The 24,820-nt window shown below is 55.3% G+C and carries 36 protein-coding genes and 4 tRNA genes; all 40 read left to right on the forward strand.

What is annotated here, in order from left to right; all coding sequences use genetic code 11:
- The first annotated feature begins 13 nt into the window (after positions 1-13).
- The 40 genes from bet (at position 14) to GKG36_RS03645 (ending at position 24,810) form a co-directional block, all read left to right on the forward strand.
- Entirely contained in the window at positions 14-868 is an 855-nt protein-coding gene (bet, locus tag GKG36_RS03450; RefSeq protein WP_154259143.1) for a phage recombination protein Bet, read from the forward strand.
- Complete coding sequence (locus GKG36_RS03455) at positions 865-1,395, forward strand: single-stranded DNA-binding protein (RefSeq protein ID WP_154259145.1); 531 nt, start codon at positions 865-867, stop codon at positions 1,393-1,395. Before bet ends, GKG36_RS03455 begins: the two co-directional genes overlap by 4 nt.
- A gap of 51 nt (positions 1,396-1,446) precedes the next feature.
- Positions 1,447-2,310, forward strand: a complete 864-nt coding sequence (locus GKG36_RS03460) for a DUF6291 domain-containing protein (protein WP_154259147.1) — start codon at positions 1,447-1,449, stop codon at positions 2,308-2,310.
- Positions 2,307-2,876, forward strand: a complete 570-nt coding sequence (locus GKG36_RS03465; RefSeq protein WP_154259149.1) for a hypothetical protein — start codon at positions 2,307-2,309, stop codon at positions 2,874-2,876. The genes GKG36_RS03460 and GKG36_RS03465 overlap by 4 nt, the downstream gene beginning before the upstream one ends.
- Complete coding sequence (locus GKG36_RS03470) at positions 2,873-3,064, forward strand: hypothetical protein (protein ID WP_154259151.1); 192 nt, start codon at positions 2,873-2,875, stop codon at positions 3,062-3,064. The genes GKG36_RS03465 and GKG36_RS03470 overlap by 4 nt, the downstream gene beginning before the upstream one ends.
- Positions 3,061-3,441, forward strand: coding sequence for a hypothetical protein (locus GKG36_RS03475; RefSeq protein ID WP_154259153.1), 381 nt, complete (start codon positions 3,061-3,063; stop codon positions 3,439-3,441). Before GKG36_RS03470 ends, GKG36_RS03475 begins: the two co-directional genes overlap by 4 nt.
- Positions 3,442-3,615: 174 nt before the next feature.
- Positions 3,616-4,104: a hypothetical protein gene (locus tag GKG36_RS03480; protein ID WP_154259155.1), complete on the forward strand. Its 489-nt coding sequence runs from the start codon at positions 3,616-3,618 to the stop codon at positions 4,102-4,104.
- Positions 4,101-4,685 (forward strand): ASCH domain-containing protein, encoded by a 585-nt coding sequence (locus tag GKG36_RS03485; protein ID WP_154259157.1) that lies wholly within the window; start codon positions 4,101-4,103, stop codon positions 4,683-4,685. The genes GKG36_RS03480 and GKG36_RS03485 overlap by 4 nt, the downstream gene beginning before the upstream one ends.
- The gene (locus GKG36_RS03490; RefSeq protein ID WP_154259159.1) at positions 4,682-5,062 is read left to right on the forward strand and encodes a RusA family crossover junction endodeoxyribonuclease; all 381 of its coding nucleotides are present in this window, start codon (positions 4,682-4,684) and stop codon (positions 5,060-5,062) included. Before GKG36_RS03485 ends, GKG36_RS03490 begins: the two co-directional genes overlap by 4 nt.
- Complete coding sequence (locus GKG36_RS03495; RefSeq protein ID WP_154259161.1) at positions 5,055-5,333, forward strand: hypothetical protein; 279 nt, start codon at positions 5,055-5,057, stop codon at positions 5,331-5,333. The genes GKG36_RS03490 and GKG36_RS03495 overlap by 8 nt, the downstream gene beginning before the upstream one ends.
- The gene (locus GKG36_RS03500; RefSeq protein WP_154259163.1) at positions 5,311-5,766 is read left to right on the forward strand and encodes a DUF1492 domain-containing protein; all 456 of its coding nucleotides are present in this window, start codon (positions 5,311-5,313) and stop codon (positions 5,764-5,766) included. The genes GKG36_RS03495 and GKG36_RS03500 overlap by 23 nt, the downstream gene beginning before the upstream one ends.
- A 485-nt stretch (positions 5,767-6,251) precedes the next feature.
- Positions 6,252-6,324, forward strand: a tRNA-Trp gene (locus GKG36_RS03505).
- Between the two features lie 122 nt (positions 6,325-6,446).
- Positions 6,447-6,582: transfer RNA gene (locus tag GKG36_RS03510), tRNA-Lys, on the forward strand.
- Between the two features lie 52 nt (positions 6,583-6,634).
- Positions 6,635-6,862, forward strand: a complete 228-nt coding sequence (locus tag GKG36_RS03515) for a hypothetical protein (RefSeq protein ID WP_154259165.1) — start codon at positions 6,635-6,637, stop codon at positions 6,860-6,862.
- Between the two features lie 76 nt (positions 6,863-6,938).
- Positions 6,939-7,012 (forward strand) — tRNA-Ile (locus GKG36_RS03520).
- A 43-nt stretch (positions 7,013-7,055) separates the two neighbouring features.
- On the forward strand, positions 7,056-7,550 hold the full coding sequence (locus GKG36_RS03525) for a hypothetical protein (RefSeq protein ID WP_154259168.1): 495 nt from the start codon (positions 7,056-7,058) through the stop codon (positions 7,548-7,550).
- Positions 7,537-8,784: a PBSX family phage terminase large subunit gene (locus GKG36_RS03530; protein ID WP_154259170.1), complete on the forward strand. Its 1,248-nt coding sequence runs from the start codon at positions 7,537-7,539 to the stop codon at positions 8,782-8,784. The genes GKG36_RS03525 and GKG36_RS03530 overlap by 14 nt, the downstream gene beginning before the upstream one ends.
- A 2-nt stretch (positions 8,785-8,786) precedes the next feature.
- Positions 8,787-10,169 (forward strand): phage portal protein, encoded by a 1,383-nt coding sequence (locus tag GKG36_RS03535; protein ID WP_154259172.1) that lies wholly within the window; start codon positions 8,787-8,789, stop codon positions 10,167-10,169.
- A complete protein-coding gene (locus tag GKG36_RS03540) occupies positions 10,156-10,989 on the forward strand; it encodes a hypothetical protein (protein ID WP_154259174.1) in 834 nt (277 codons plus the stop codon). Before GKG36_RS03535 ends, GKG36_RS03540 begins: the two co-directional genes overlap by 14 nt.
- Complete coding sequence (locus GKG36_RS03545; protein ID WP_154259176.1) at positions 10,970-11,998, forward strand: phage minor head protein; 1,029 nt, start codon at positions 10,970-10,972, stop codon at positions 11,996-11,998. The genes GKG36_RS03540 and GKG36_RS03545 overlap by 20 nt, the downstream gene beginning before the upstream one ends.
- A complete protein-coding gene (locus GKG36_RS03550) occupies positions 11,995-12,141 on the forward strand; it encodes a hypothetical protein (protein ID WP_154259177.1) in 147 nt (48 codons plus the stop codon). Before GKG36_RS03545 ends, GKG36_RS03550 begins: the two co-directional genes overlap by 4 nt.
- Before the next feature lie 16 nt (positions 12,142-12,157).
- Positions 12,158-12,796, forward strand: a complete 639-nt coding sequence (locus GKG36_RS03555; RefSeq protein ID WP_154259180.1) for a DUF4417 domain-containing protein — start codon at positions 12,158-12,160, stop codon at positions 12,794-12,796.
- Complete coding sequence (locus GKG36_RS03560; RefSeq protein ID WP_154259182.1) at positions 12,780-13,190, forward strand: hypothetical protein; 411 nt, start codon at positions 12,780-12,782, stop codon at positions 13,188-13,190. The genes GKG36_RS03555 and GKG36_RS03560 overlap by 17 nt, the downstream gene beginning before the upstream one ends.
- Before the next feature lie 3 nt (positions 13,191-13,193).
- Complete coding sequence (locus tag GKG36_RS03565; protein WP_154259184.1) at positions 13,194-13,646, forward strand: HK97-gp10 family putative phage morphogenesis protein; 453 nt, start codon at positions 13,194-13,196, stop codon at positions 13,644-13,646.
- A 2-nt stretch (positions 13,647-13,648) separates the two neighbouring features.
- Entirely contained in the window at positions 13,649-13,966 is a 318-nt protein-coding gene (locus GKG36_RS03570; RefSeq protein ID WP_154259186.1) for a hypothetical protein, read from the forward strand.
- Between the two features lie 46 nt (positions 13,967-14,012).
- Positions 14,013-14,089, forward strand: a tRNA-Lys gene (locus GKG36_RS03575).
- A 75-nt stretch (positions 14,090-14,164) separates the two neighbouring features.
- Positions 14,165-14,752, forward strand: coding sequence for a hypothetical protein (locus GKG36_RS03580; RefSeq protein WP_154259188.1), 588 nt, complete (start codon positions 14,165-14,167; stop codon positions 14,750-14,752).
- Positions 14,753-14,755: 3 nt separating this feature from the next.
- The gene (locus tag GKG36_RS03585) at positions 14,756-15,649 is read left to right on the forward strand and encodes a hypothetical protein (RefSeq protein ID WP_243145070.1); all 894 of its coding nucleotides are present in this window, start codon (positions 14,756-14,758) and stop codon (positions 15,647-15,649) included.
- Between the two features lie 27 nt (positions 15,650-15,676).
- Positions 15,677-16,087, forward strand: a complete 411-nt coding sequence (locus tag GKG36_RS03590) for a hypothetical protein (protein ID WP_154259190.1) — start codon at positions 15,677-15,679, stop codon at positions 16,085-16,087.
- Between the two features lies 1 nt (position 16,088).
- Entirely contained in the window at positions 16,089-16,457 is a 369-nt protein-coding gene (locus GKG36_RS03595) for a hypothetical protein (protein WP_154259192.1), read from the forward strand.
- Positions 16,457-16,840, forward strand: coding sequence for a hypothetical protein (locus GKG36_RS03600; RefSeq protein ID WP_154259194.1), 384 nt, complete (start codon positions 16,457-16,459; stop codon positions 16,838-16,840). The genes GKG36_RS03595 and GKG36_RS03600 overlap by 1 nt, the downstream gene beginning before the upstream one ends.
- A 13-nt stretch (positions 16,841-16,853) precedes the next feature.
- Positions 16,854-17,444 (forward strand): hypothetical protein, encoded by a 591-nt coding sequence (locus GKG36_RS03605; RefSeq protein WP_154259197.1) that lies wholly within the window; start codon positions 16,854-16,856, stop codon positions 17,442-17,444.
- Positions 17,445-17,460: 16 nt separating this feature from the next.
- The gene (locus GKG36_RS03610; RefSeq protein WP_154259199.1) at positions 17,461-17,826 is read left to right on the forward strand and encodes a hypothetical protein; all 366 of its coding nucleotides are present in this window, start codon (positions 17,461-17,463) and stop codon (positions 17,824-17,826) included.
- A 23-nt stretch (positions 17,827-17,849) separates the two neighbouring features.
- Positions 17,850-18,134 carry a hypothetical protein gene (locus GKG36_RS03615; RefSeq protein WP_154259201.1) on the forward strand — a complete coding sequence of 95 codons (285 nt, stop codon included), beginning with the start codon at positions 17,850-17,852 and terminating at the stop codon, positions 18,132-18,134.
- An 11-nt stretch (positions 18,135-18,145) separates the two neighbouring features.
- The gene (locus GKG36_RS03620) at positions 18,146-20,917 is read left to right on the forward strand and encodes a tape measure protein (RefSeq protein ID WP_154259203.1); all 2,772 of its coding nucleotides are present in this window, start codon (positions 18,146-18,148) and stop codon (positions 20,915-20,917) included.
- Entirely contained in the window at positions 20,917-21,657 is a 741-nt protein-coding gene (locus GKG36_RS03625) for a hypothetical protein (RefSeq protein WP_154259205.1), read from the forward strand. The genes GKG36_RS03620 and GKG36_RS03625 overlap by 1 nt, the downstream gene beginning before the upstream one ends.
- A 152-nt stretch (positions 21,658-21,809) precedes the next feature.
- Positions 21,810-23,297, forward strand: a complete 1,488-nt coding sequence (locus GKG36_RS03630; RefSeq protein ID WP_173012871.1) for a phage tail protein — start codon at positions 21,810-21,812, stop codon at positions 23,295-23,297.
- 18 nt (positions 23,298-23,315) lie between these two features.
- Positions 23,316-24,221 (forward strand): hypothetical protein, encoded by a 906-nt coding sequence (locus tag GKG36_RS03635; RefSeq protein ID WP_154259209.1) that lies wholly within the window; start codon positions 23,316-23,318, stop codon positions 24,219-24,221.
- A gap of 18 nt (positions 24,222-24,239) precedes the next feature.
- Entirely contained in the window at positions 24,240-24,632 is a 393-nt protein-coding gene (locus GKG36_RS03640) for a hypothetical protein (RefSeq protein ID WP_154259211.1), read from the forward strand.
- A 31-nt stretch (positions 24,633-24,663) separates the two neighbouring features.
- Positions 24,664-24,810: a hypothetical protein gene (locus GKG36_RS03645; protein WP_243145071.1), complete on the forward strand. Its 147-nt coding sequence runs from the start codon at positions 24,664-24,666 to the stop codon at positions 24,808-24,810.
- The last annotated feature ends 10 nt before the right edge of the window (positions 24,811-24,820 follow it).

Consider the following 24,820-nt stretch of genomic DNA (forward strand, 5'->3'; position numbering starts at 1 on the left):
GAGGTATTTACTTATGGCATTTACTCGTCCCGGCGCACCCGCGCCTACTTCGTCTGTTTCCAACGCACAGTCTCTGGCAAACCGTTCCATTCAGAATGCCAACCGTGCAGGCAGCACCGCTATGCAGGCCGCATCCCCGTCCGTGCCGGTGGAGATCACCGGTGCTGACGGTCAGCACTTCACTGTGAGTTTTGGAGACGTGCGCGACTTCATCTGCCCCAAGGCCACCGATGCTGAATGCAAAATCTTTCTGGAAACCTGCAAGCAGTACCACCTGAACCCCTTCACCAAAGAAGCCTACCTGATCCACTACGATAACAAAAACGATGACACTGCCAGCACCATTGTGCTGGGCAAAAACTGCTATCTGCAGATGGCCGAGCGCAACCCCAACTTTGACGGCTTTGAAGCTGGCGTGATCGTCCTGACCGCAGATGGCCAGCTGCTGAACCGTGAGGGATCTATCGTCTATGATGGAGACAGCGGCGAGACCCTTCTCGGCGGCTGGGCGAAGGTCTACCGTAAGGATCGCACCCGCGCCAGCTATGAGGAAGTCAAGCTCAGCGAGTATGACACCGGCAAATCTCTCTGGAACGGCAAAAAGGCCACCATGATCCGCAAGGTAGCGCTGGTGCACGCCCTTCGTGAAGCGTTCCCGTCTACCTTTGGCGCTTTGTACGATGAGAGCGAGGTGCGTGTGGACGCTGAAAGCACCGCCCGCGAGGTGCCGCCCGAAGAGCTTCCGGTGCTGGATCCTTTCGCAGGCTCCCACCGCCACCGCAAGACGGCAGGCACGCTGATCCCCGCTCCGGAAGCGCCTGCGGAAGAGCCGCCCGCCGATGACCCGTTTGGCGGTGATGATGCATGATCGTCCAGACCAAGAACGGCATCATGCTGCACGGTGAGATTGCCAAAGACCCGGTACTCCGGGACATCGGGCAGAAGCGGGTGCTGAAGTTCGACCTGAAAGCCAGCCGCACACAGGACGAGACCGGAAAATGGCAGAGCTTTTTTGTAGGCGTGAACCTCTGGCACGGCATCGACCAGTGGGACGGCATGCTGCAGAAAGGCGATCAGGTCACGGTTTTTGCCCAGAAGCTGAAAGAGCGGGAGTACAACGGCAAGACCTACTACGATGTGGACGCGGATGATGTTCAGCCCGGTGGGCTTGTGACATTCCGTTGGCTGCAACAGATGATCGACCTGATGGCACACCCCGGTCCTCCGCCGGAACCTGCAGAACCGGCAGCAAACCCGGCAGATCTGCAGGGTGCGCAGATGTATCCCGATGAAACGCTTGCGGATTACGCACCGCACAGCACTGCCGCGCCAGAACCGGCTCCATCTACCGAGTATGACCCCATCAACGAAGACGCAGAAGATCTCCCCTTCTGATTTCGCAAGCTGTGCTATCCGGCTATACGGGCGGGCAAAGGAGGTGAGCAAGTGGCAAAAGAAGAAAAAAAGTCGTTTGTAGCGTATCTGGATTGGTTCGACGCGCTGGAAGAGTACACGGATGCCGAAGTAGGACAGCTAATGCGGGCTTTGGCAAAGTACGTCCGAACAGGCGAAAAACCAACATTTTCCGACCGTGGAATGCGCGGAAATTTCCGATTCATGTGCAATGGCGTGGATTCGGCTGCAGAAAAGTACGAGAACGTCAAGCAAAAGCGCCGGGAAGCCGGAAAAGCCCGTGCTGCTCAAATGCAAGCAAAATCAGCAAATGCTAGCACATGCTACCAAGTGCAAGCAAGTGGTAACTATAATGATACTGTTACTGGAACTGGAACTGTTACTGGAACTGGAACTGTTACTGGAACTGGAACTGTTACTGGAACTGGAACTGTTACTGGAACTGGAACTGTTACTGGAACTGGAACTGTTACTGGAACTGGAACTGTTACTGGAACTGGAACTGTTATATCCCCTAACGGGGATATATATAATAGCGCCGCCCCCGCCGCCGTTGACGTAGAACTTTCAAAAATCGTCCAGCATTATCAGCAGGCTGTTGGGGACTTCCCGCGCTCTGCACTGGACAAGCTGCAGAAGTGGCGGCAGGAGTACAGCACAGAGATGATCCTGCTGGCGATTGACAAGGCCACAGAAGCTGGAAAGCGCTCGTGGAACTACATCAACGGCATATTGTCCGGATGGAAACGGGACGGCCTGCGCACACCGGGGGATGTGGAAGCCAACGAGCAAAGCCGGCAAGCCAGACCGAGAGGCAAGCAGCCAACCGAGACCGTAGACGACCAGCTTGCACGGGTGCTGGCGAAGATGGACAGAGAAAGAGGGTTTGAGACATGACACGGGAAGACGTGGCAAAGCTGATCCGCATGAATTTTGTGCTGTACAAGCTGGGGTCTAAGCCACTGACCGATGAGGAGATGCAGACCACCATCGATGTGTGGGCGTACCAGTTTGGCGATTATGACGGCGATACTGTCAAGCGGGCTTTTCTGGCGGCAAACCGGGTATGCGTTTATCCGGTCACGGTGGCCGACATCTTCAAGCAGCTTTCCCAGTGTCTTGACCCGTCCGCTGAATGGGAAGCTCTGGCTGTAGCGGCACGCAAGGCACAGACATTTTTGAGCTGGCGAAAGTTCCCGATGGTGATCGGCATTGACGAAAATGGCGGGCTGCTGCGTAGTGACGGACAGAAAGAGCTGAAAGCCCTGTATGACCAACTCCCCCCGGCAGCAAAATCCTATGCCGGGAGCGTGGGAGGGCTTGCGGAGCTGGCTGAAATGCCGGATCTTACATACCGCCGTGCCGAATTTTTGAAGCAGGCGCAGGCCGATATCACCACTGCCCCCCGTGAAGCTGCAAGGCTGCGGGCGAGCGAGCCGACAAGAAAGGAGCTTGAGAGATGATGATTCTTGAACCCTGCAAAGACTGCCCCGACCGGCACCCGATCTGCCCCGACAGCTGCCCACGGTACGCCGAGTACAAGCGTCAGCTGAAAGCGCAGCGCATCTACACCAACGGGAACCATGCGGCGGAGCGGATCAGCCGCAACGACTTCGACAAAGAAGGATGGATGGGAGGAAGAAAGCGGTGAGAACCCATAAGCCGCCCATCGGCACGCCCATGTGGCATGTGCTGGAACACCTGTACTACGAAAAGACCCGCGCGGGGCCGCTGATGGAATACGTGATCCGCGAAGCCCGTGTGACCGGATATTTTCAGGGCGGTTACACCGAGATCAGGCTGACGGGAAAGAATGCGGGCGGGTTTATGACGCCGTACTCCTATCCACTGAAGGACATCGGCGAAAAGCTGTTTTACACGCCAGAAGAGGCCGCCCGGCTTGCAAAGCGAATGACTGAGAACGAAGAGAAAATGATCTGGTGCAGTGATCCGCTGCGCAGGCCGTGGGCGGAGTACATCATGCCGGTGGCGGAACAGACAAGCTTATTTCAGGGGGTGAGCAAATGAGGTACAAGCCCGGCGCTTACATCGTCTTTCTCGACCACCTGATGGAGCAGGAGCTTATTTATTACGGCGGGAAACTGCTCCACAAGGGATGGTTTGGCAACTGGCAGCTGTGGTATGCGAAAGCTGAGCTTGCCAGACTGCGCATTCGGGAAGCTGTGAGAACGGAGGAAGAACATGAAACCGAAAACGAAATCCGAGCTGATGGCCGAATGGGCCAGCCAGCCCGACCAGCTCAAAAGAGAGCGGGAAGTCAAGGCCATCCGCAAGGCGATGGACGACGCCCGCGCCGTGATGCAGGACGGTCTGACCCGGTACGTCAAGAAAAAGACCAAAGCCCGCAGCATGGCAAAGGCTGAAGCTGACCCATTTGCTGAGCTGGAAGGCTGGGAAAGCATGGAACAGATCCAGGATGCCTACGGCTATGGCGAGATCACCGCCGACAGGCGGGACAAGCTCACCGACCTGTGGGAAGCCCGGGAAGCTGCCAGAAACAGCCGCAAGGGCGCGGACAAGTACCACGACCTTGTGACGGAGATGCTGGAAACGGCCATCCGCCGGGTGGGCAATGAGTACGCAGATATGCTGTTTGAGTATGAACAGCAGCGCCGGGAAGCTGAAAAGCAGTGCGAGCAGCTGGCAATGGAAGGGATGGTGAAAAAATGAAGGCTATCTTGATGAGCATTCGGCCTGAATGGTGCGACCTCATCATTCGGGGGCAAAAGACCATTGAGGTGCGCAAGACCCGCCCGAAGCTGGAAACGCCGTTCAGGGCGTATATCTACTGCACCCGGACGGCGAGTAAAGAGTTTAATTCGGACGACCGTAACTGGGACGTGTCCGCGAAGGTCCACGGCGGCTGGCCAGGGAAAATGGGGCGCGTCATTGGCGAGTTCACCTGCAACGATATAGATAGAATTACTCCGCTTACAAGCTCTATTCCGGGGAATCTCGAAGAAAGGATTTTGGGAAGCTGCCTTACACCGCAGCAGGTAGAGGCTTATGCTGGCTGGAAAGGACGGAGGCTGATTGACTGCCGCGATGCGTACTGCTGGCATATTTCAAACTTCAAACTCTACAAAAAGCCAGTAAAGCTTAAAGATTTCTGGGCAATACAGCCCTGTACGCATCGCGGAGACTGTTGCACCTGCCGCAGATGGGACGCAGAAAAGCTGATTTGCCGGGGAGAAGCATTCGGAATCGAACACCCACCCCAAAGCTGGTGCTACGTGGAGGACGGCAGATGAAACTGACCCTCTACGGCGACCCGCGCACAAAGAAAAACTCCGCACGCATCCTCAGAAGCCGCTCAGGTGGGCGCTTTGTGGCCCCTAGCAAGGCCTACGTGGATTATGAGACGGACTGCCTGCGGCAAATCAAAAGGCCGAACAGCCCTATCTCTGCCCGTGTGAACGTGCGGTGCGTATACTACATGAAGACCGCCCGCCGGGTCGATCTGGCAAACCTCATCGAGGCTACCACGGACATTCTGGTAAAAGCCCGCGTGCTGGAGGACGACAACAGCAAGATCGTGTCTGCCCACGATGGCAGCCGGGTGGATTACGACAAACAAAACCCCAGAGTGGAGATCTGGATTGAAGAAATGGAGGACGAAAATGGCTGAATATCATGTTGGATGTGGGCTATTCGGAACCATCTATGCCGGAACGATGATGAAGCAGCGGAAAGATGGATTGCAGTTATGGAGAAGCAAGTCTGATGTGACCGACGAAGCAGTTTCCGCTGTTCTGACTCATTTTATTACTGAAATGGGGAATTCAGACAAAACGAAGCTCGAAAAGGTGTGGGGCGTTATCGGAAACAGGAAGCTAAAAGTCACTTTTGAGATTTTCGCCAGCAAGGAGGAAAACAATGACACGCACATGGACACCTGAAACCGACACGCCAAAGCCGGACGGAACCGATTACCGGTCTGTCAAGGCATGGCTGAACCGCTACCGCGAAGCAGAAAAAAGATACTACTTGCTGTCTGACCGTCTGGCCGAAGCACAGGAGGCCACCCGGCACATTACCCAGAGCCTCAGCGCGGCCCCGGGCGGCAGCAAAGATGGCCAGAGCCTTGCCCGGGCAGTGGAACGCGAGGAGGAAGCGAAGCGACGCGCTTATGAGCAAAGAGCGGTCTGCGACAGGCTGTTTCTTGAGATCAAAAGCGCACTTGACCGGATCCAGAACGAAAAAGCATACACGGTGCTGTACAAGTACTATCTCGATTGCCTCACGTGGGACAGGGTCGCAAAAGATATGAATTACTCTCTGCGCATGGTCTATGTCTTGCGGCGCAAAGCAATGGAGGAACTGAGCCTTTAAAAACATTGCACTGTCATTACATTGCGGTTTCACTATCGCATGGTGTAAAATTGTATCATCGGAAAAGCCAAAAGGCAAACCGATGCACGCAGCCTCCGAAACGTGTCCCTTCTTGGCATTTTCCTCCTTTTTTGCTTGCAGGTACCGGACTTTGCTCTCTCTTCACGTTTCGCGGGCTGCTTCTATGCGATACACTGACACAAAGGCAGCCTGCCGCTCATGAGAGACAGGAGGCGGTTCGATTCCGCCGTATCGCACCGTATGGCGCATGGACTAGACAACCCGCAAGGTCGCACGTGTAACCTCCCGTGCCAAGAAAAGGCCTTAGAATCCTTGCCAAGGTGTAGCTTTCCTGACAGGATGTGCGCCAACCAACAGCCCCGGCGGCGAACCGGAGCTGTTTTTATATGCCGCCTGAGCGCAGTTTGGAGCGCGGCGCGTGTGTGTAGACACGGCTGGTTCGATTCCAAGGGCGGCTTTTTTATACTCCGGTAGCTCAAGCGGTAGAGCGGCGGTCTCCAAAACCGCATGTTGCAGGTTCGAGCCCTGCCGGGAGTGCTTGCGTGCCCTATGAGGGGGCCGCGCAATAGCGGGGCATCTGGCCGCAAAAGTTCCGGATGCAGCAGCGCCCACCGTTTGACGCATGTCCAACAAACTGAATGCACGGGTGCTGCTTATATGCCGTCATAGCTCAACTGGCAGAGCGCCGCCCATTTAAGGCGGGACAACGTTGGTGACACCACGGGAACATCACTGCACAGCCAACCACTGCGCACATCCATTCCGTGGGTGCTGGTTCAAATCCAGCTGGCGGCTAGCGTGATTTTAGAGTGTCCACAGTGGACACTTTTGGAGAGGAGGCATACAAATGTTTGAGCGCTTGAAAGAACTGATTTGCGACATGGCAAAGTTTTTGACGCGTCTCGGCGCTGGCCTTATCCTCTCGGCCTTACCGATCAGCAACAAAGAAAGCCACCTTGTGCGCTATGCGCGGCGTTTCGGTTTCCGTGCAGACCACACAAAACGCGAGCCTCGGGCAGAGATCGGGGGCCGTGGCTGTATCCAAGGAGCACGGCCTGCTATCCGTGCGGATTAACCGCTGCTGATACAATACAATTAAAAACCAGCTTTTTGCATGATGAGCTCCATGCAGCAAAGCTGGTTTTTCTTATGCCGCTTTAGCTCAGTCGGCCAGAGCATCCGGCTCATAACCGGACGTGTGCAGGTTCGAGCCCTGCAAGCGGCACATTCGATATTTTGACCGTTCGGATTTCCGGGCGGTTTTTCTTTTGCACGAGTTTAGAGAGGTGGTGGCGGTGAGCGCAAAGCGGCTGACAGACAGACAAAAAAAGAAGATCATTGCTGACTATGTGCAGCTGCAGAGCTACGCCAGAACCGCCAAGCTGAACGACGTGGCAGAAAGCACTGTGCGGAAAATCGTGAAAGATAATCCCAAGTGCGCGGATTTGTGCGCCTTAAAAAAAGAGCAGAACACGCAGGACATGCTTTCCTACTTAGGAAGCAAGCGCGGGGAAGCACAGGATCTTCTCGGGCTGTACCTTCAGGCGATGGCAGACCCGGACAAGATCGCAGAGGCAACGCTGCCGCAGCTGTCCACGGCGTTTGGCACCATCGTGGACAAGTTTGCTATGCTGGGAGACCAGAGCGGCATAGAAGCCCCGGACGATGGCCTGCTTGAGGCCCTGAGCGCTGCCGCAGATATCAGTCCGCCGGATGACGTGGAGATGCTGCCAGAGGAAGAGGACGACCATGCGGAAAAGTAACGGTTTTCGCTGGAAAGCCCTCAGCCAGCGGCAAAAGCAGGTCTTGAGCTGGTGGACACCGCAAAGCGCATACAGCGGTTACAACGGCATCATTGCAGACGGCGCTATCCGCTCGGGCAAGACCTTTGCCATGAGCTTCTCTTTTGTCCAGTGGGCTATGACCTGCTACAGCGGCCAACAGTTTGCCATGTGTGGCAAGACCATTGCCAGCTTCCGGCGCAACGTGCTGGGCACGCTCAAGCAGCAGCTTGCAGCCCGTGGCTACAACGTCAAGGAACACCGTGCCGAAAACTGCATGACCGTCAGCAAGGGTGGCAAAGTTAACGAGTTTTACTTTTTCGGCGGCAAAGACGAGAGCAGCCAAGACCTGATCCAGGGCATCACTCTTGCCGGGGCGTTCTTCGACGAGGCGGCCCTGATGCCGCAGAGCTTCGTCAATCAGGCCACAGCCCGTTGCTCTGTCACCGGGTCAAAGTTCTGGTTCAACTGCAACCCGGGCAGCCCACAGCACTGGTTTTATCTGGAGTGGGTGCGCAAGTGCCGTTCCCGCAAGATGATGTATCTCCATTTCACGATGGACGACAACCTGTCGCTTTCCGAGGACATCAAGGCCAGATACCGCAGCCAGTACAGCGGCGTTTTCTATCAGCGCTACATTCTGGGGCTGTGGACGGTAGCCGAGGGCCTTGTTTATGACATGTTCGACCGCAAGAAGCACGTCATTGACAAGCTCCCGGCGCTGTCTCCAAAGAGCGCTTATGTGGCGTGCGACTTCGGCACCCAGAACGCCACGGTTTTTTTGCTGTTCCAAAAGCAGGCAGATGCAGACTGCTGGATCGTCACCCGGGAGTACTACTACAGCGGCCGCGAACAGAAGCGGCAAAAGACCGTTGGCGAGTATGTCACAGACCTGAAAGCGTGGCTGAATGGCCTCAAGCCGGAAAGGATCATCGTTGACCCCTCTGCCCTGCCCCTGATTACAGAGCTGCGCAAGAACGGCTTTACCCAGACGCCTGCAAACAACGACGTTCTGAGCGGCATTCTGGACGTGCAGACCATGCTGCAGACCGGGAGACTGAAGATCTACAAAGACTGCAAGCACACGCTGGAAGAGTTCGGCGTATACGCTTGGGACCCGGATAAAGACGACACCGTGCTGAAGGTCAACGACCACTGCATGGACGCTATCCGCTACTTCGTGCGCACAAAGCGCCTTGTGAAACTGAGGGATTGATTTTGAGCACTGTATACACATTCCAGACTTTTCAGCAGGCGCAAGCCGCCGGGGAACAGCCTGATTTCATCCGGCACTTCGTGCAGCAGCACTGTACTTCCGGGCCGTACAAGATGGCGCTGGACGCTGACCTGTACGATGCCCAGAAAAACCCGGGGGCTGAACGCTTCGCGCAGGCTTACGCTTTGATGCTGAAACGCCTATCCAAAAACACCAAGCAGGACATCCTGCACCCCGATATGGTCAAGAGCAATCTTTTCAGGAGGCTCAACAAGCAGCGGGCGACCTACTCCCTCGGCAACGGCGTGGTCTTTGCGGACGATGGTGTGGACAAGGACAGGCTGGGGCAGAACTTTGATGAGCAGATCCAGAAGGCTGGATATTTCGCCCTGATCCACGGAGAGAGCTTTGGCTTTTGGAACAACGACCATCTGGTGGTTTTCAAGCTGACCGAGTTTGCGCCTCTGTACGATGAAAAGACGGGCCTTTTGCAGGCAGGCGTGCGTTTCTGGAGGCTGAACCCGGACACGGATATGCACTACATCCTGTACGAGCTGGACGGCTTTACCGAGTACACGGAAAGCAAAATCGGCAATGTGATGAAGGAGACCGTGACGAAGCAGGCATACAAGAGCGTGACCGTCACAACACCCGGCGGCGGGCTGGAAAGCGTGGAGGGCGAAAACTACAGTGCTCTTCCCATTGTGCCGCTGTGGGGTTCCGACCTGCACCAGAGCACCCTTGTGGGGCTGAAAGCCTACATTGACAACACCGATTTGGTGATGTCCGGCTTCTGCAATGACTTGCAGGACTTTTCGCAGATCTACTGGCTGTGCGAGAACTTCAACGGCATGACCGATGACGAGCTGCAGGAGTTCCTCGTCAAGCTGAATCTGTACCACATTGCAGGCGCAGACACCAGCGAGGGCGGCAAGATCACCCCCTACACCACCGAGATCCCTGTGACGGCCCGGCAGGCTCTTTTGGAGCTGCTCCACACCCGGGTGTATGAGGATTTCGGCGGGCTGGACGTGCACTGTGTCAGCGCGGACAGCACCAACGACCATCTGGACGCGGCCTATGAGCCGCTGAACCAGAACGCGGACGACTTCGAGGCGCAGGTCAAGCCGTTTATCCGTCAGATCTGCGCACTGGCTGGCTTTGACAACGCTATGCCGGCATTCAACCGCAGCAAGATCACCAACACCGCCGAACAGGTCAGCATGGTGATTTCCGAAGCGCCCATTATCGGGCAGGACATGGCCATTGACCTGCTGCCCAACCTGACCCCGGAACAAAAGGAGCAGGCCAAGGCCGCGCTGATGGCTGAGAGCGCAACGAGAGAGACCACGGACGAGGAGGATGAAGACGATGGCAGCAGGTGAGTCTTACGAAGAGTTCGTGGAGAAGTTCAAGCCGAAAAAGACCACGGACGACTGCTATACACCGCCCAGTGTGTACGCAGTCATCAAGGACTGGGCCTGCAAGGAGTACGGCATCGACCCGGCCAAAATTGTGCGCCCATTTTACCCCGGCAGCGATTATGAGAAATTCGACTACCAGGAGGGCGCTGTTGTTCTGGACAACCCACCGTTTTCAATCCTGTCCCGAATCTGCGGATTCTATCTCGATCGTGGCATTCCGTTCTTCCTGTTCGCTCCATCTTTGACAGCGTTTTCTGGAAGGGCAAATAATATGCGGATGAACCATATCGTTTGCGACTGTAGTATCGAGTACGAAAACGGCGCAATCGTCCGAACAAGTTTTGTGACCAGCTACGGCGGGGACATCATAGCGCAGACCGAGCCTCGCCTGACGAAGCTGGTAAACGATGAGGTGGAGCGCCTGCGCCGCACCAAAACGGTACAGCTGCCAAAGTATACATACCCGGATCATATCGTGACGGCTGCATTGCTTCAACGATACAGTCATTACGGTGTGGATTTCAAAATTCACAAAAAGGAATGCGCTCCGATTTATGCGCTGGATGCACAACGCTCCACGAAGAAAGCAATTTTTGGCGGAGGCCTGCTGCTGTCTGATCGTGCTGCGGCTGAGAGGGCTGCGGCTGAGAGGGCTGCGGCTGAGAGGGCTGCGGCTGAGAGGGCTGCGGCTGAGAGGGCTGCGGCCACAAAATGGGAACTGTCCGCCCGGGAGCGTGCCATTGTGGAGTATTTGAACAGCCATGAAGCAAACAGACCGTGACCGCATTTCTACCCGCCAGCTGAACCGCCTGCGCCGCCTCATCCTCCGGGTGTACGGCACTGCCCGCCGGGAGATGCAGGATCAGCTTACCGAGTTTCTGGCAAAGTATAAAGCGCTGGACGAGCGCAAGCGGGCACAGCTGGACGCAGGCGAGATCACCGAGGACGATTACCGCATCTGGCTGCAAAATCAGGTCTTTCAGTCCGATTTGATGCACGCCAAGCTGGACGGCATCACCCAGACCTGCACCACAGCCCAAGAGACGGCCTACAAGCTGGCCAGGGACGAGCAATACAACATCTTTTCCTTTGGCGCAAACTGGGCTTTCTACGAGCTGGAACAGGCCGCAGGCGTGACGTTCGGGCTGACCCTGTACAACACCGAAGCGGTCAAGCTCCTGCTGAAAGAGAACCCCCGCATGGTGCCCAACAAGCGCATCAAGAGCGAGAGCAACCGCACCTATGACGCCCGGGTGTTCAACCGCTACGTCATGCAGGGCATCGTGCAGGGCAAGAGCGTCCACGACATCGCCGTGCAGGCCGTCAACGGCATGGCTGACACAGAGATCCACTGGGCCATGAACAACGCCATCACAGCCCTTACCAGCGCCCAGAACGCCGGGGCTTTGCAGCAGATGCGCAACGCCAAGGCTTTGGGCATCGAGGTCAAAAAGCGGTGGAATTCCACCCACGACTACCGCACCCGTGAAATGCACCGCCTGCTTGACCAGCAGACGGCAGAGCTTGACGAGCCGTTCAAAGTCATGGGCTACGAGATTCAGCGCCCCGGCGACCCAAACGCAGCGCCGGAGATGGTCTACCACTGCCGCTGTGTGCTGTCCTCTGCGCTGGGCAAGTATCCAAGGCAGAACGCCATGCAGCGGGACAATGTGACCAAAGAGACCATCCCCGTCATGGATTACACCGAGTGGTATAAATCCAAGGGCGGCACAGAAGCCGAGCAAATGTGGTGGGCAGAAGAGCGCAAGAGGAAGAGGGCAAAAAAATGAATTCTGCAGAAAGTTTTGAGAAGCTTGCAAAGGCATTTTACAATGCCGGCGGAACTGCTAAAAATTTCGCCGAAGCGGTCAGGAAGGCTGAAAAGGTAGCGAACCGACCCGATTGGCCGAAAACTTATTTTGAGCGCAAGTGAAAGAAAGGGATGAACCGTGATTCTGCCGATGGAAAACACCGAGAAAATGATTTTTCCGGGCGAAGGAAAGTTCCATATCCCTATCATCAAGCCGGAAACGGACATCCGCATTGACAAGCTGGAATGGATTCCTTTCAACTACGCCCTGTCTGCCAAAGATAGAGGGAGCAAAGGCGTCCACTTTTATTGTGATGATTACCAGTTTGAACGTGTTTGGCGCAATCCTGACAAGTATGTGCCGCTTTTGCAGCAGTTCGGGGCGGTGCTTTCCCCTGATTTTTCCATGTTCCGAGACCACCCGGAAGCGGTGCAGATTTGGAGCGCCTATAAACGGCACTGGTTGGCTGCTTACTGGCAGATGCATTGCATCAAAGTCATTCCCACCATCGAATGGGTCTGGCCGGAAAGCTACGAGTGGTGTTTTGACGGAGAGCCGCGAAACTCCATCATCTCCATTTCGTCCGTTGGGCTGATGAATGAGCGCTTGGCTACAACCCTTTTTACAATGGGGTGCAAGGAAGCTATGTGGCGCTTGAATCCTACGCAAGTTCTCTGGTATGGCAAACCTTTACCGGGAATGGACTTTAACGCAACAATAATCAAGCCGCAGTATGCGGAAGTGAGAGAGAGGTGTCACGATGAGCGGCGGTGGTAGAGCATCCGGCAGAGCCGGGGGCAGCTCCGCGAGAGCGGGCGGCGGATTCAAAATTACAAAAAAGGAAAGAGAAACGGCCCAAGGATATATAGACCAAGTCATAAAAAAGCGCTGGGATTCTTTGGACAACGTAAAAATCACAAAAACACATGAAGACCGTATTGATATTTCATATGATGCAAAAAAGACCAGAGAGCATTACAGAATGGGCAGAATGAATGCCTATTATGACACGATTGAAACTGTTGCACACAGAGAAAATGTGCTCTTTTTTCAAAAAGGAAAGCTTGTCCATATTGATACAGGGTCGCTTAATCCCAAAAATGTTTCAACTGAACGAGTGATTAAAACTCGCAAAGAGGGCGGAACAACAAGGCGAAAGAAGAAAAAGTGAGCCATGAAATTTGAGTACGACATCAAATTCACCGACAATACCCAGCAGCTGCATGAGGCGCTGGACTCGTGGGCGGAGCGGGTGCTGACCATCTGGGGCATGAAAGTGCAGGACTACGCCCAGCTGCTTGTGCCTACTGGCACGGCAGACAGCACGGGCATTGAGGGCTATGTGGGCGGTGCGCTCAAGCAGAGCCTGACCTATGCCGTAGACCTTGCCAAAAAGACCGTGACCATTGGCAGCAACCTGTTTTACAGCGTCTATGTGGAGTTGGGCACGGGCATCTTTGCCGAGAAGGGCAACGGACGCAAAACGCCATGGGTCTGGAAAGACTTCAACGGCAAGTGGCACTTTACCCGGGGTATGGCCCCCCGTCCGTTCCTCCGCCCAGCGGTGGAAGATCACATTGAAGAACTGCGAGAAATCGCAGTGGAAGAAGGAAACAAGGAGATATAAGGATGACAGAGCTTGAAAGTTTGAGCGCGCAGCTTGAAGCTGCTGTGAAAATGCAGGCAAACGCAGAAAGGCTTTATCATAAGTCTGCCGAAAAAATTGAAAAACTCAAAATGCAGATGCTTGAGGTGAAGAAAAAGAACAGGCCCAAGGCTGCAAAAGTCGAAGAGTTGTTTGCGGCTGGTGTTCAGTCACGCAAGGCGCTTCAGGAGATGTGTGATGACGCATACGGCGAGGGTAAAGCCAAAATTTCTGTTTTGGTCTATGTTCCGTCCGAAGCGCAGGACTATCCGACAGCCACAGACTGTGAATTTTCGCTCTAAAACTAAATACTCAGCGGTTGGCGCACAGCGTCAGCCGCTTTTTTATGCCGTTTTAGCTCAGTCTGGCAGAGCACCGGACTTTTAATCCGGGGGCCGTGGGTTCAAGCCCCACAAGCGGCACCACGCCGGCAGCACGTCCGGCAAATAAACCTTATTGCCAAGCATGGCAGCCCGAGCAAGGGCAGAAAGGACTAACACATGGCACTCGAACGCAAGACTCTCCGGGCGATTCTGGAAGATGAAACGACCGACACCAGCGGCAAGCTCAAGAAAATTCTGGACGTGCTGCATGAGGAAACGGACACCTTGCAGAACCAGCTCGATGAGAAGAACGCAGCCCTCGCCAAAGCCGAAAAAGACCGGGACGCAGCCAACGGCGGCAAGGAAGCCGCTGAAAAGGCGCTGAACGACTACAAGGCCCAGCAGACCCAGAAGGACACCCACGCAGCCAAGGAAGCAAAGTTCCGGGAGCTGCTCAAGTCCGCCGGGGTGCTGGACAAGTATGCTGATCGGGTCGTGCGGCTGTCTGGCGAGGACATCGACAAGCTGGAGCTGGACGATAAGGGCGAGGTCAAGGACGCCAAGAAGCACACCGACAGCCTGAAAGCTGATTGGAGCGATTTCGTAGGCACTACGACCACCACCGGCGCAAAGGTGGACACCCCGCCCACCAACACCGGCTCCAAAATGACCAAAGACCAAATTTTTGCAATCAAGGACGCCGGCGAGCGCCAGGCGGCCATTGCAGCAAATGCCGACCTGTTTACAGGCGGCGGAAAGGACTAACACATGGCAGCAAAGACCAATCTGACCACTACTACCGAGATCACCGTCAACCCCCGGGAAATCGACTTCGTCACCCGCTTCCAGCGCAACTGGGAGCACCTGCGGGAGATCATGGGCATCATGCGTCCCATTCGGATGCAGCCCGGCACCGTGCTGAAGAGCAAGTACGCCCAGGGCACCCTGCAGAGCGGCACCGTGGCAGAGGGCGAGGAGATCCCCTACAGCCAGTACACCGTCAAGGAGAAGGACTACGGCAAGATCACAATCGAAAAGTACGCCAAGGCCGTCTCCCTGGAGGCAATCCAGAACTATGGCTATGATGTGGCCGTGCAGAAGACCGATGACGAGTTCCTGTTCGATCTGACCGCAAAGGTCACGGACAAGTTCTACAAGTACCTGAACACCGGCAGCCTGAAGGGAACCCCCAAGACCTTCCAGATGGCTCTGGCCATGGCAAAGGGCAGCGTGGAGAACAAGTTCAAGAATATGCACCGCACCGTCACCGGCGTTGTGGGCTTTGCCAACGTCCTGGACGTGGCGGAGTACCTTGGCACCGCCCCGATCACCATCCAGAACCAGTATGGCTTCCAGTACATCAAGGATTTCATGGGCTACAACACCATCTTCCTGCTGTCTGACGGAGAGATCGCAAAGGGCAAGGTCATCGCCACCCCCGTGGACAACATCGTGATGTACTACGTTGACCCCTCCGACAGCGACTACGCCAAGGCAGGGCTGGTGTACACCACCGCGGGCGAGGCCAGCAACCTGATTGGCTTCCACACCCAGGGCAACTACACCACCGCCGTCTCTGAGAGCTTTGCCATCACCGGCGTGACCCTGTTCGCTGAGTACCTGGACGGCATCTCTGTCCAGACGATCACTCCGGGCGAGTAATCGCCCTTTTTGAGTAGGAGGCATCCAATGACCGTCCCCGAGCTGTGCGTTTACACGCACAATTTTTTTGACCGGGCGGACGACCCCGTTGCCGGGGAGTTCGCCTTTGAGCCGGACACAGTGCCCGCCGGGGTAGTGCCGGGGCAGTATTTCCTCGTGTGCGGATCCATCTTCAATGACGGCGTGCACAAGGCCGGGGACGGCGATCTGACCGCCGAGACCTTCACCGGCACGGTGCAGCCCATGCGCGTGCCACCTGACTTCGTGGCGCTGGCTGAAAAAATCGACGCATACGACAAAGCACTGCCGTCCGGCGGCGTGTATGTGTCCCAATCCTTTGCCGGGTGGTCCGGCACGATGGCTACAGGCGCGGACGGCCTGCCTGCAGACGGCAAGACCCGCTATAAATCCGAGATCAATCATTGGAGGAAGATGTGACATGGTCAACGCGTTCACTGCATCCACCGTGATGCAGAGCTTTACCCAAAAATACTGTTTTCAGACGCGCAGCTATGAGCCGGACGGCGTGGGCGGCTTTGTGTCCGGCTGGCAGGACGGCCCGGAATTTAAGGCCGTAGAGCGCCACGATACCACCGTGGAGGCTCAGGTTGCAGAGCAGGCAGCTACAGCGTCCACCTATACGCTGCTGGTCAATACCGGTGTGCCTCTGGCTTTTCCGGACTACATCAAGCGGGTGAGCGACGGGCAGACTTTCCAGATCACCAGCGCGGCAGATGAGGGCAAGGCCCCGCCGGAATCCGGCATGGGACTGCGAGCCGTCAAGTGCAAAAAGGCGGTGTTGCCGTAATGGGGCCGTCTGAGAGCATCAACCGGGCGCTGAACACGTTTTTCAACGGCTTTGGCATCCCGGGCTATCTGGAAGATAACATCCCTCCCGGCGCAGAACTGCCGTATCTGACCTACAAGCCCACCATCCCCGGCGGGTGGAGTGAAGCGACATCCTTCCACGCCCGGCTGTGGTGCCCCAGCAAGGGCGGCAGGGCCCCCATCCTGCAAACCGAAGATATGATCAGCGCGGCCATCCCAAGAGGTGGCTTAAAAATCGAGTGCGAGGGCGGCGCTATTCTTTTGGACAAAGACGATAAAGATTGGGCACAGCCACTCAACAACACGCCTGAAGGGTATCTGTGTGAATACCTTATTTTTGAACTTACACGGCTTATACCGTGAGTAAAGGAGCAATATGGCTGAAACTTTAGCAAAGAAGTTTAACGTCAACGTTTTGACAGCGGAGGCTTTCAAGAGCATCCCCAAGGGCTCGGGCAACATTTTGTCCGATTTCTCGCTTGAGACCCCGAAAATCGATGAAACAAACGTCATTCACGCCACACAGGGCGGCGTGACTATTACCTATCAGAACTCCACCGAGGATACTCTTTCCGAAATCGACAACGCCCCCACCAATACAAAGCAGGGCGTGGAAGTCACCGGAACCACCGCAACCATCTCTTACACGACTCCCAACGCAGACCCTAAGAGCATCCAGCTCGCTATTGGCACTGCGGACATCGACCCGGAAGACCCCACCCACGTGGTTGCACGCCTGAAAACCGCTTTGACGGATTTCAAGCCCATTTGGTGGGTCGGACCCATGATCGGCGGCGGCTTTATCGCGGTTAAGCTCTATAATGCCATGTCCACCGGCGGCCTGAACCTGAAATCTGAGCATCGCGGCGGCGGCTCGATGCAGATCACGCTGACCGCTTTTGCAGACCTTGAGAACCCCGAACAGGCCCCGATGGAGTTCTACTCTATCACAAAGGCCGCGTCCTGATGTAAGGAGGAAAGACATGAAGGAAATCATTGATCTGGAAGGCAAGGAGTACCTTGCAAAAACTTATAAGCTGGCAAAGGCATACAAGCAGTGCATCGTTGACACGGGCGCAGTGGCAGCGGCAACTCAGCCCGCGCCGCTGACTGGCAACGAAACCCCGGAGGAGAAGGCCAAGAAGATTGCAGAACAGGGTGCGAAAAACGCAGAAGAAATGATGCGCATGATCTACGAAGAGCACGCAGACATGACCGAAAAGGTCCTGCCGCTCTTTGTGGTGCTGGATAAGGGTGAAGAGCTTCCGCCCACCAGAAAGCTGGCCGCAGCAATGTCCCGCGCGCTGTCTGATGACGATTTCATGGCTTTTTTGAAATCCTTGATGTGATCGGCGTGGAAGGATATAAACGGATGGTCTCGACCATTCGTCTGGATTTACTGGAACTTTTCGGCAAGTCCTATATCCTTGACCACATCAAAAAAGAGATCAGAAACCACGATGAAGTTCAATTCTACCGCGATTGCGTAGCAGATGCCGTTGGCGGTCTTGCGGGAGCTAACGCTCTTTATTCCTACGTTGCTTCGTATACATTCCCGCTTTATGTAAAGCAGATCGACAAGCGATCTGCGGCGGAGATCACGGAAGAAAACAGAAAGGCTCTTGAAGAGCTGTGCGGAAGGGGTGATGGAACCTGAAACTTTTTGAATTGAGCGCCACCATCGGGCTGGACGACAGCGCCTACCGGCAGGGCATCCAGAATGTGCAATCCGAGACGAAAAAAACCGTTTCTTCGCTGTCAGGAGAGTACAGCAAGGCCGCAAAGGCCGTAGTAGAGCTGACCAGACGTTACAACGAATCGGTGGGCAGGACCGGCAAAGCGTCCTCTGAGACCAAAAATCTCAAGACCATGTTGGCACAGGCAGAAGCGCAGCTCAGGGCAACCACGACCGCGCTGAAAGCTGCAAACAACGGCATGGAGGGCTTTGCCAACTCCACGGATAAGGCATCCGGGAAGTCTCTGGCCGGTGCCATTGCGCAGGGCACGGTCATGGCGAGCGTTTTCTCGAAGCTCGGCTTTGCTGCGCTCAGTGCCGCAGAGGGGTTCATCTCTTCCGGCATCGAGTACAACGCCCAGATCGAGAAATACACCACCGGCTTTACCAATATGTTGGGCAGCGCGGAAGCGGCGCAGCAGGTCATGAGCCAGATCCAGGAAGACGCGGCAAAAACCCCCTTTGACGTGGAGAGCCTGACACAGGCCAACCAGTACCTGATTTCTGCAGGCGAGAACGCTTCCTATGCCCGCAGTACCATCATGGCGCTGGGCGACGCGGTTTCTGCGACCGGTGGCGGCAACGACGAGCTGAACCGCATGGCGCAGAACCTGCAGCAGATCGCCAACACCGGCAAGGCTACCGCGGCCGATATCAAGCAGTTTGCTTATGCCGGCATCGACGTGTACGGCATTCTGGCCGACTACACAGGCAAGTCCACTGCTGAAGTGCAGAAAATGACCATCAGTTATGATCTGCTGACGCAGGCTTTGCAGGCCGCATCCGAAGAGGGCGGGCGTTACTACAACAGCATGGACACCCAGAGCCAGACCATGAATGGCCGCGTTTCCACCCTGAAGGACAACGTGAGCCAGCTGGCCGGATTGCTGACCGGCGATTTATCCGGCGGCATCGGCGTTGTAATCGGCAATCTGAATGATCTGATCGTAAAGGCGCAGGAAGCCTACAAAACGGACGGCTGGATTGGTCTCGCAGGCGCGATCACCGGCCTGACGGAGCCTATCAACACGGCAAAAAACGCTCTCAGGGACTTCGCAAGCAAAGCCACCACATGGCTGGATCAGCTGAGCTATAAACTCAACCGTTTTCTTGGAAAAGCCGCCACAGCAGACTTCAATACCTACGAAGAGTACGCGGATGCAAATAACCGGAAGAGCAACCGTAACAGGATGCGGGAAAATGCATTAAATGGCATTGGCATCAGCAACAAGAGCTGGTCGGAGCGTCAGGCGGAAGCGGCAGCAGCCAGTGGCAACAGAGGCAGCTCCATTACAACCAGCCCGTCTGGCTCTTCCGCTGGCAAAAAATCCAGATCCTCCGGCTCCAAGTCCACCACCGAAACGGTCATTTCGTCCATCTCCAGCACAGCTACCACCACCGCGCAGAATGCGCTGGGCGCTGTGACCACCAGCATCCAGACCCTTACCGAGAAGGTCAAGGACAGCGCGGGCAAGATCAAAGACCGCATCACCGAGACCACCACCACGACCGGCAAGGAGATGGTGAACGGTGTTGCCACGACCTTTAAGCAGGTCGAGACCAAAGTCAACGGCACGGTCACAAAGGTCACAAAGACCTATGACGACATGTCGAAAACGCTGTTGGGCACCTTTACCAACATTTCTGAAACCACCGTTGACGGCATCACCACAAAGGTGCAACAGGCGGTGGAAAAGTACGCGGACGGCAGCGAGCATATCAAGAAGACCGTCACAGAGACCGGGCAGCGCATCGGCGAGAACGGCGCGGAGACCTACGAGAAGATCATCACCTACATCGACGGCATTCAAGACAAGGTGACGGAGACCTCCAACGAGATCGACAAGAGCGTAAAGGGTACCCAAAGCCGCATTGACCAGCAGCTGAGCGAGGCTTCCGGCCAGCTGGATAAGGGCATTTTCGGGCTGGTAAAAAGCGCCTTTAGTGATGCCAAAAACGGCGACTGGGCAAGTCTTGGGCTGGATTTTGTCAATCTGATCTGGGGCGAGGTATCGCAGGGGCAGCGTGACGTGATCTCTAAGTGGCTTACGGACGCACTGACCGCGGTCAATGAGGGCTACTTCAGCGGTGGCATCGGAAAGGCATTTGATATCTTCCAGAAGCTTTTTTCTGACGGCGGGGTAAAATCCGATATCGACGGTGTGACCAATTCGGTCAAGGCTTTTGGCGAGATCATCGACGGTCTTGCAAAGTCCGGCGGCGTGGGAGGCGCTCTGGGCAGCATCGTGCAGAGTTTTTCCGGCATGGCTGGTGGCATCACCTCTGCACTGGGCACTATCGTGTCTTTCGTTGCAGCAAATCCCATTCTTGCCCTGATCCTGGGCGTTGGCACTGTCGCTGGCGGCATTGGCCTTGCCATGTGGATGGACAAGAAGAATAATCAGAAGCCTGTCAGCCACTACCAGAGCCCCTTTGACAAAACCGGCATGTATGACAGTCTTGGCACCTTCTCCACCCGTGCGGCCCTGCAGTACCGCGTCACCGGCCAGCAGTCCATTGTTGACCGGCAGACCAGCATCCTGGAACGCATCGAGGGGATGCTGGACGAGCATCTGCCTGACATCGGAAAGGGTCAGGTGGTCATGGACTCCGGTGAACTGGTGGGCGTGCTGTCGACCCGCATGGCGACCAACGTAGATGCACGCATCGGCGTGACAGTGGAACGGAAAGCGAGGGGTGTGTAATGGCAAAGCTTCTGGGGGCAAAAATCGGCAATTTTCACACCCTGACAGATTGGGGGCTGTACCTCAAGGTAGGCAGCCCTAAAATCGGCGCGGCAGAACCGGAAGAATACCTTGTGCAGGTCACCGGATCTGATTCACTGCTGAACCTGACCACATGGGACGATGGCAAGGTGCACTATAAAAAGCGCACCATCACCATGGAACTGCTGTGCAACGCGCCAAAAAGCAAGTGGCCCAGCATCGAAAGCACCATTGCCAATGCCATTCATGGCAAGTGGCTGCAGTGCCGCTTTGATGAAGACCCGGCGTGGTACTGGGAAGGGCTTTGGAAAGTCACACCATCCCGCGACCGGCTTTCCAGCGCCTTTACCATCACCGGCACCTGCAACCCCTTCAAGCGCAGCGTCTACGACGGCACCAACGACTGGCTGTGGGATGACTTCAACTTTGAAACGGACATCGTGCGCAACTACACGAATATCCCGCTCAAGGCGGGCGAGGACAAAGAGGTGTCCATCACCGGTGCACCGCGTGCGGCCGGTATCTACTTCAAGCGCAGCGAGACCGCCGCAAACATCGCGGTGTCTCTCAATGGCTTTGAGGTGGGCATTCTGGCCAAGTCCACCGACTGGCAGTATATCGAGGGGCTTACTATGCCGGACGGTGTGGTGGGCACCCTTGTTTTCGCTGCATCGGCAGACTGCAGCATTAGTATTAAATATCTGGGGGCAAGCCTATGAGCTATAAAGTTTATGCTGGTGTGCAGACGGATGTAGACACATGGAAAACTAGGGTCTGTATCCACGATATCAGCGACATTACCGACACGAAAAAGCTCATCAGCCCCACGCTGACCCGCGAAGTGGGTAAAGCTGGCTCTTTTGAGTTTACCATGCCGCTGGGCAATGTGGCACACTCTGCGCTGCAAAAGCTGCGCACTACGGTAGAGGTGGAACAGGACGGCGTTTCCATCTGGCAGGGCCGTCCCATGAGCCATGAACAGGATTTTTTGATGCGTCAGAAAATCTACTGCGAAGGGGAGCTTGCATATCTGAATGATAGCGGCATTGCGCCGTACGCTGCAAAAAATGTGAGCTTTTCGCAATTTTTGGAATGGATCTGCGATAACCACAACGGAATGGTAGATGCATACAAAGCTTTTACTCCTGGCAATGTGCAAATGGACATTCCCATGATCGTGCCCTATATCGACGGCATCAAAGTCGTGCAGGTGGGTTACAGCTACGATTCTAATGATGGAGATTACATTTACCATTGGGGAATTGTAGACCCCGTGGATGGAAAGACGAATATTTTCTATGAGGAAACAGAGATCAACAAAGCTTCCTGCCTGAGCTGGGAAATCGATGAAGAGCACATTGCGGAAGGTCGCATTATTTCACGGATTGGAAGCAACAATTTCCGCGTGCGTCTGTTTGCAGCCTATGTAAAGGGCAAAACGTACGCTGCAAAGGTCGAAGTGAAAAAAGCCGAAATCGTCTGCGGTACTTGCAACAAGAATTTTGGCACGTACTCCATTTACAACGTTGAGCAGGCATCTGAATCCAAGACCTTTAAGATCACCGAGCAAAACGGGAAATACATCCTTGCTATCAACGGCAAGACTGATTCTCGCTTTTTGTTTGATGTGAAGGAACCTACATACAGCTTTGGCGATGGAAAAAACTATGGCGTTACATGGGACATCTTGCAGAGTGAGCTGGTGGAAAAGTACGGCGGATATCTGGTGCTGCGCCATGCAGAAGATCCTGACGGAAAACCGCGCCGGTATCTGGACTATCTGCAGGCGATCACCGATAAAAACAGCCAGACGGTGGCTTTTGGAACAAACCTGCTGGATTTGACCAACAACGTCAAAGCAGAGGATATCTACACGCGGGTGATCGCGGTAGGTGCCAAAAAGATAACATGGCTTGTTTTTTCATGGGGAGAAACCATTACAGAAACCGCAAACGATCTGGCTGCACAAAAGCTTTTTGGCATCATCACAAAAGTGATCTTTATTGAAGGCATCGAAAGCACGCCGCAGTCTTTGCTGGATGCGGCAGAGGAAGAACTTGCCAAAAATCTGCGCTATCTGAACGGCATGACAGTCAAAGCGGTCGATTTGAAAGACGCTGATATTGATGTCAGCCGTATTGCAATTGGAAAGCAAACGCACATTTTCTCTGCACCGCATGGTGTAGATACCTGGCTGCTGTGTTCCAAGCTTGTTGAGCCGTTGGATTCGCCGGATAAAAAGGAGTTTACATTTGGCACTGAGTTTTCCAGCATCAGCGACCTGCAGGCTTTGAGTGCACGCAAAGCGTCCGATGCTTACGATTTGAGTCGATCGCTCAAAGGGTACATGTCAGGCTAATAAGACAGGAGGTGTTTTATGGATAAAACTTTTGATGAAGCCATTGCGGGAATCCGTAAGGCTGAGCGCGGCGTGGAAGTCCGTGAGGACATCGCACAGGGCATGGAGTACGTCAAGCAGTATGCCGAGGAAGTGACAGGCCAGCAGCAGGCTGCTTTGCAAGCCGCTCAGACCGCCACCGGAGCAGCCAGCACCGCGACGAAAAAGGCCGCAGCAGCTGCAGAGAGCGAAAGCGTGGCCCAGACTGCCGCCGCCAGCGCAACCAAAAACGCACAGTCAACATCTGCAGACGCAAAGAAAGCGGAAAACTTTGCCGCTTCTGCTGAAGACAGTGCGAACAAGGCCGCGGCCATTGTAAGCACTGATAAGACGCTGAGCGTTGAGGGTGCTCCGGCTGACGGAAAGGCTGTTGGCGATGCGCTGAAAGGCATCAAGCTCCCTATTGCCACCGCCACCACGCTGGGCGGCGTGAAGGTGGGCAGCGGTCTGACGGTCGATGCGGACGGAACACTTTCTGCGGACAGCGCTTTGGCTGCCTACCCCGTGGACAGTATTTTTCAAACAGTTAGTACGACCAGCCCCGCCGCACTGTTTGGAGGTACATGGCAGGAGATCGCGCAGAACCGGGTGCTGATGGGTGCGTCCTACGCCCACGCAGCGGGCACCACCGTGGAAGCCGGTCTGCCCAACATCACAGGCCGTGCTGGCCCAGATGAGCAAGCTGGTTTTTATAACGTCAATAGACCAAATGCATACGGTGCATTTTATGGAGGTGGAAAATCCTACGACTGGGCTGCTTCAGGCACTAGCACCCCCGGCAAAGACCTTTGTTTCGACGCTTCCCGCTCGAACCCGATCTACGGCCGCAGCGCCACCGTGCAACCTGCCGCCTACTATGTGCACATCTGGCGGCGCGTGGCATGAGAAAGGAGGTTTTGAACCATGAAGATCATTGACGAGACCGGCGCGGTCGTGGAAAACCCCGACCTGACCCTTGGGTATCTGGTGGACGACACTGAAGAAGTCACCCACCCCGCCGTAGAGGGCGTGGAGGAGCAGTGGCACTGGGAGACCGTGACCGAGTATCCGAACGGTGGCAAGGACGTGCAGAAGATCGTTGACCGCCCCGGCGTAAAGGCGCAGGAGGAATGGGTGGAACAGGTGCCGGTGCAGAGATACATCCGCTACACCGCCGAAGAGCTGGCCGCGCAGGAAGAAGAGCGCAAAAAGGCCGAAGCCCGGAAGAAGCTGCCGGAGACAGTGGCGGCACTGCAGGAAGAAAACAAGATGCTCAGGCAATGCTTGCTTGAAATGAGCGAGATTGTTTATGCATAAAATCACACAAAAATTAGAAAGGATGGTACGTATGATGGCAATGTTGTGGGCACAGGAAATCATGTCTGCTGAGACTATGGAGGATGCAAAGGCGCTGTATGAGCGCTGCCCCCGCTTGCTGAAGGAGAAGGTCAAGGCGATTCTTATCAAGAGCGGCTTTGAGGAAATCACGCAGTAAGGAGGACGCT

Source organism: Faecalibacterium sp. BIOML-A1, assembly GCF_009679715.1.
GTDB classification, from domain to species: Bacteria; Bacillota; Clostridia; order Oscillospirales; family Ruminococcaceae; genus Faecalibacterium; species Faecalibacterium taiwanense.

Excerpts from the sequence above, each read along its gene's own strand:
- GKG36_RS03490 (WP_154259159.1), top strand. The coding sequence starts at position 4,682 with ATGAAACTGACCCTCTACGGCGACCCGCGCACAAAGAAAAACTCCGCA.
- GKG36_RS03560 (WP_154259182.1), top strand. The coding sequence starts at position 12,780 with ATGAGCGGCGGTGGTAGAGCATCCGGCAGAGCCGGGGGCAGCTCCGCG.
- GKG36_RS03515 (WP_154259165.1), top strand. The coding sequence starts at position 6,635 with ATGTTTGAGCGCTTGAAAGAACTGATTTGCGACATGGCAAAGTTTTTG.
- GKG36_RS03610 (WP_154259199.1), top strand. The coding sequence starts at position 17,461 with ATGAAGGAAATCATTGATCTGGAAGGCAAGGAGTACCTTGCAAAAACT.
- GKG36_RS03640 (WP_154259211.1), top strand. The coding sequence starts at position 24,240 with ATGAAGATCATTGACGAGACCGGCGCGGTCGTGGAAAACCCCGACCTG.
- GKG36_RS03465 (WP_154259149.1), top strand. The coding sequence starts at position 2,307 with ATGACACGGGAAGACGTGGCAAAGCTGATCCGCATGAATTTTGTGCTG.
- GKG36_RS03570 (WP_154259186.1), top strand. The coding sequence starts at position 13,649 with ATGACAGAGCTTGAAAGTTTGAGCGCGCAGCTTGAAGCTGCTGTGAAA.
- GKG36_RS03625 (WP_154259205.1), top strand. The coding sequence starts at position 20,917 with ATGGCAAAGCTTCTGGGGGCAAAAATCGGCAATTTTCACACCCTGACA.
- GKG36_RS03585 (WP_243145070.1), top strand. The coding sequence starts at position 14,756 with ATGGCAGCAAAGACCAATCTGACCACTACTACCGAGATCACCGTCAAC.
- GKG36_RS03635 (WP_154259209.1), top strand. The coding sequence starts at position 23,316 with ATGGATAAAACTTTTGATGAAGCCATTGCGGGAATCCGTAAGGCTGAG.
- GKG36_RS03615 (WP_154259201.1), top strand. The coding sequence starts at position 17,850 with ATGGTCTCGACCATTCGTCTGGATTTACTGGAACTTTTCGGCAAGTCC.
- GKG36_RS03485 (WP_154259157.1), top strand. The coding sequence starts at position 4,101 with ATGAAGGCTATCTTGATGAGCATTCGGCCTGAATGGTGCGACCTCATC.
- GKG36_RS03455 (WP_154259145.1), top strand. The coding sequence starts at position 865 with ATGATCGTCCAGACCAAGAACGGCATCATGCTGCACGGTGAGATTGCC.
- GKG36_RS03580 (WP_154259188.1), top strand. The coding sequence starts at position 14,165 with ATGGCACTCGAACGCAAGACTCTCCGGGCGATTCTGGAAGATGAAACG.
- GKG36_RS03590 (WP_154259190.1), top strand. The coding sequence starts at position 15,677 with ATGACCGTCCCCGAGCTGTGCGTTTACACGCACAATTTTTTTGACCGG.
- GKG36_RS03600 (WP_154259194.1), top strand. The coding sequence starts at position 16,457 with ATGGGGCCGTCTGAGAGCATCAACCGGGCGCTGAACACGTTTTTCAAC.
- GKG36_RS03565 (WP_154259184.1), top strand. The coding sequence starts at position 13,194 with ATGAAATTTGAGTACGACATCAAATTCACCGACAATACCCAGCAGCTG.
- GKG36_RS03630 (WP_173012871.1), top strand. The coding sequence starts at position 21,810 with ATGCCGCTGGGCAATGTGGCACACTCTGCGCTGCAAAAGCTGCGCACT.
- bet (WP_154259143.1), top strand. The coding sequence starts at position 14 with ATGGCATTTACTCGTCCCGGCGCACCCGCGCCTACTTCGTCTGTTTCC.
- GKG36_RS03495 (WP_154259161.1), top strand. The coding sequence starts at position 5,055 with ATGGCTGAATATCATGTTGGATGTGGGCTATTCGGAACCATCTATGCC.
- GKG36_RS03480 (WP_154259155.1), top strand. The coding sequence starts at position 3,616 with ATGAAACCGAAAACGAAATCCGAGCTGATGGCCGAATGGGCCAGCCAG.
- GKG36_RS03605 (WP_154259197.1), top strand. The coding sequence starts at position 16,854 with ATGGCTGAAACTTTAGCAAAGAAGTTTAACGTCAACGTTTTGACAGCG.
- GKG36_RS03550 (WP_154259177.1), top strand. The coding sequence starts at position 11,995 with ATGAATTCTGCAGAAAGTTTTGAGAAGCTTGCAAAGGCATTTTACAAT.
- GKG36_RS03545 (WP_154259176.1), top strand. The coding sequence starts at position 10,970 with ATGAAGCAAACAGACCGTGACCGCATTTCTACCCGCCAGCTGAACCGC.
- GKG36_RS03500 (WP_154259163.1), top strand. The coding sequence starts at position 5,311 with ATGACACGCACATGGACACCTGAAACCGACACGCCAAAGCCGGACGGA.
- GKG36_RS03540 (WP_154259174.1), top strand. The coding sequence starts at position 10,156 with ATGGCAGCAGGTGAGTCTTACGAAGAGTTCGTGGAGAAGTTCAAGCCG.
- GKG36_RS03595 (WP_154259192.1), top strand. The coding sequence starts at position 16,089 with ATGGTCAACGCGTTCACTGCATCCACCGTGATGCAGAGCTTTACCCAA.
- GKG36_RS03645 (WP_243145071.1), top strand. The coding sequence starts at position 24,664 with ATGATGGCAATGTTGTGGGCACAGGAAATCATGTCTGCTGAGACTATG.
- GKG36_RS03530 (WP_154259170.1), top strand. The coding sequence starts at position 7,537 with ATGCGGAAAAGTAACGGTTTTCGCTGGAAAGCCCTCAGCCAGCGGCAA.
- GKG36_RS03470 (WP_154259151.1), top strand. The coding sequence starts at position 2,873 with ATGATGATTCTTGAACCCTGCAAAGACTGCCCCGACCGGCACCCGATC.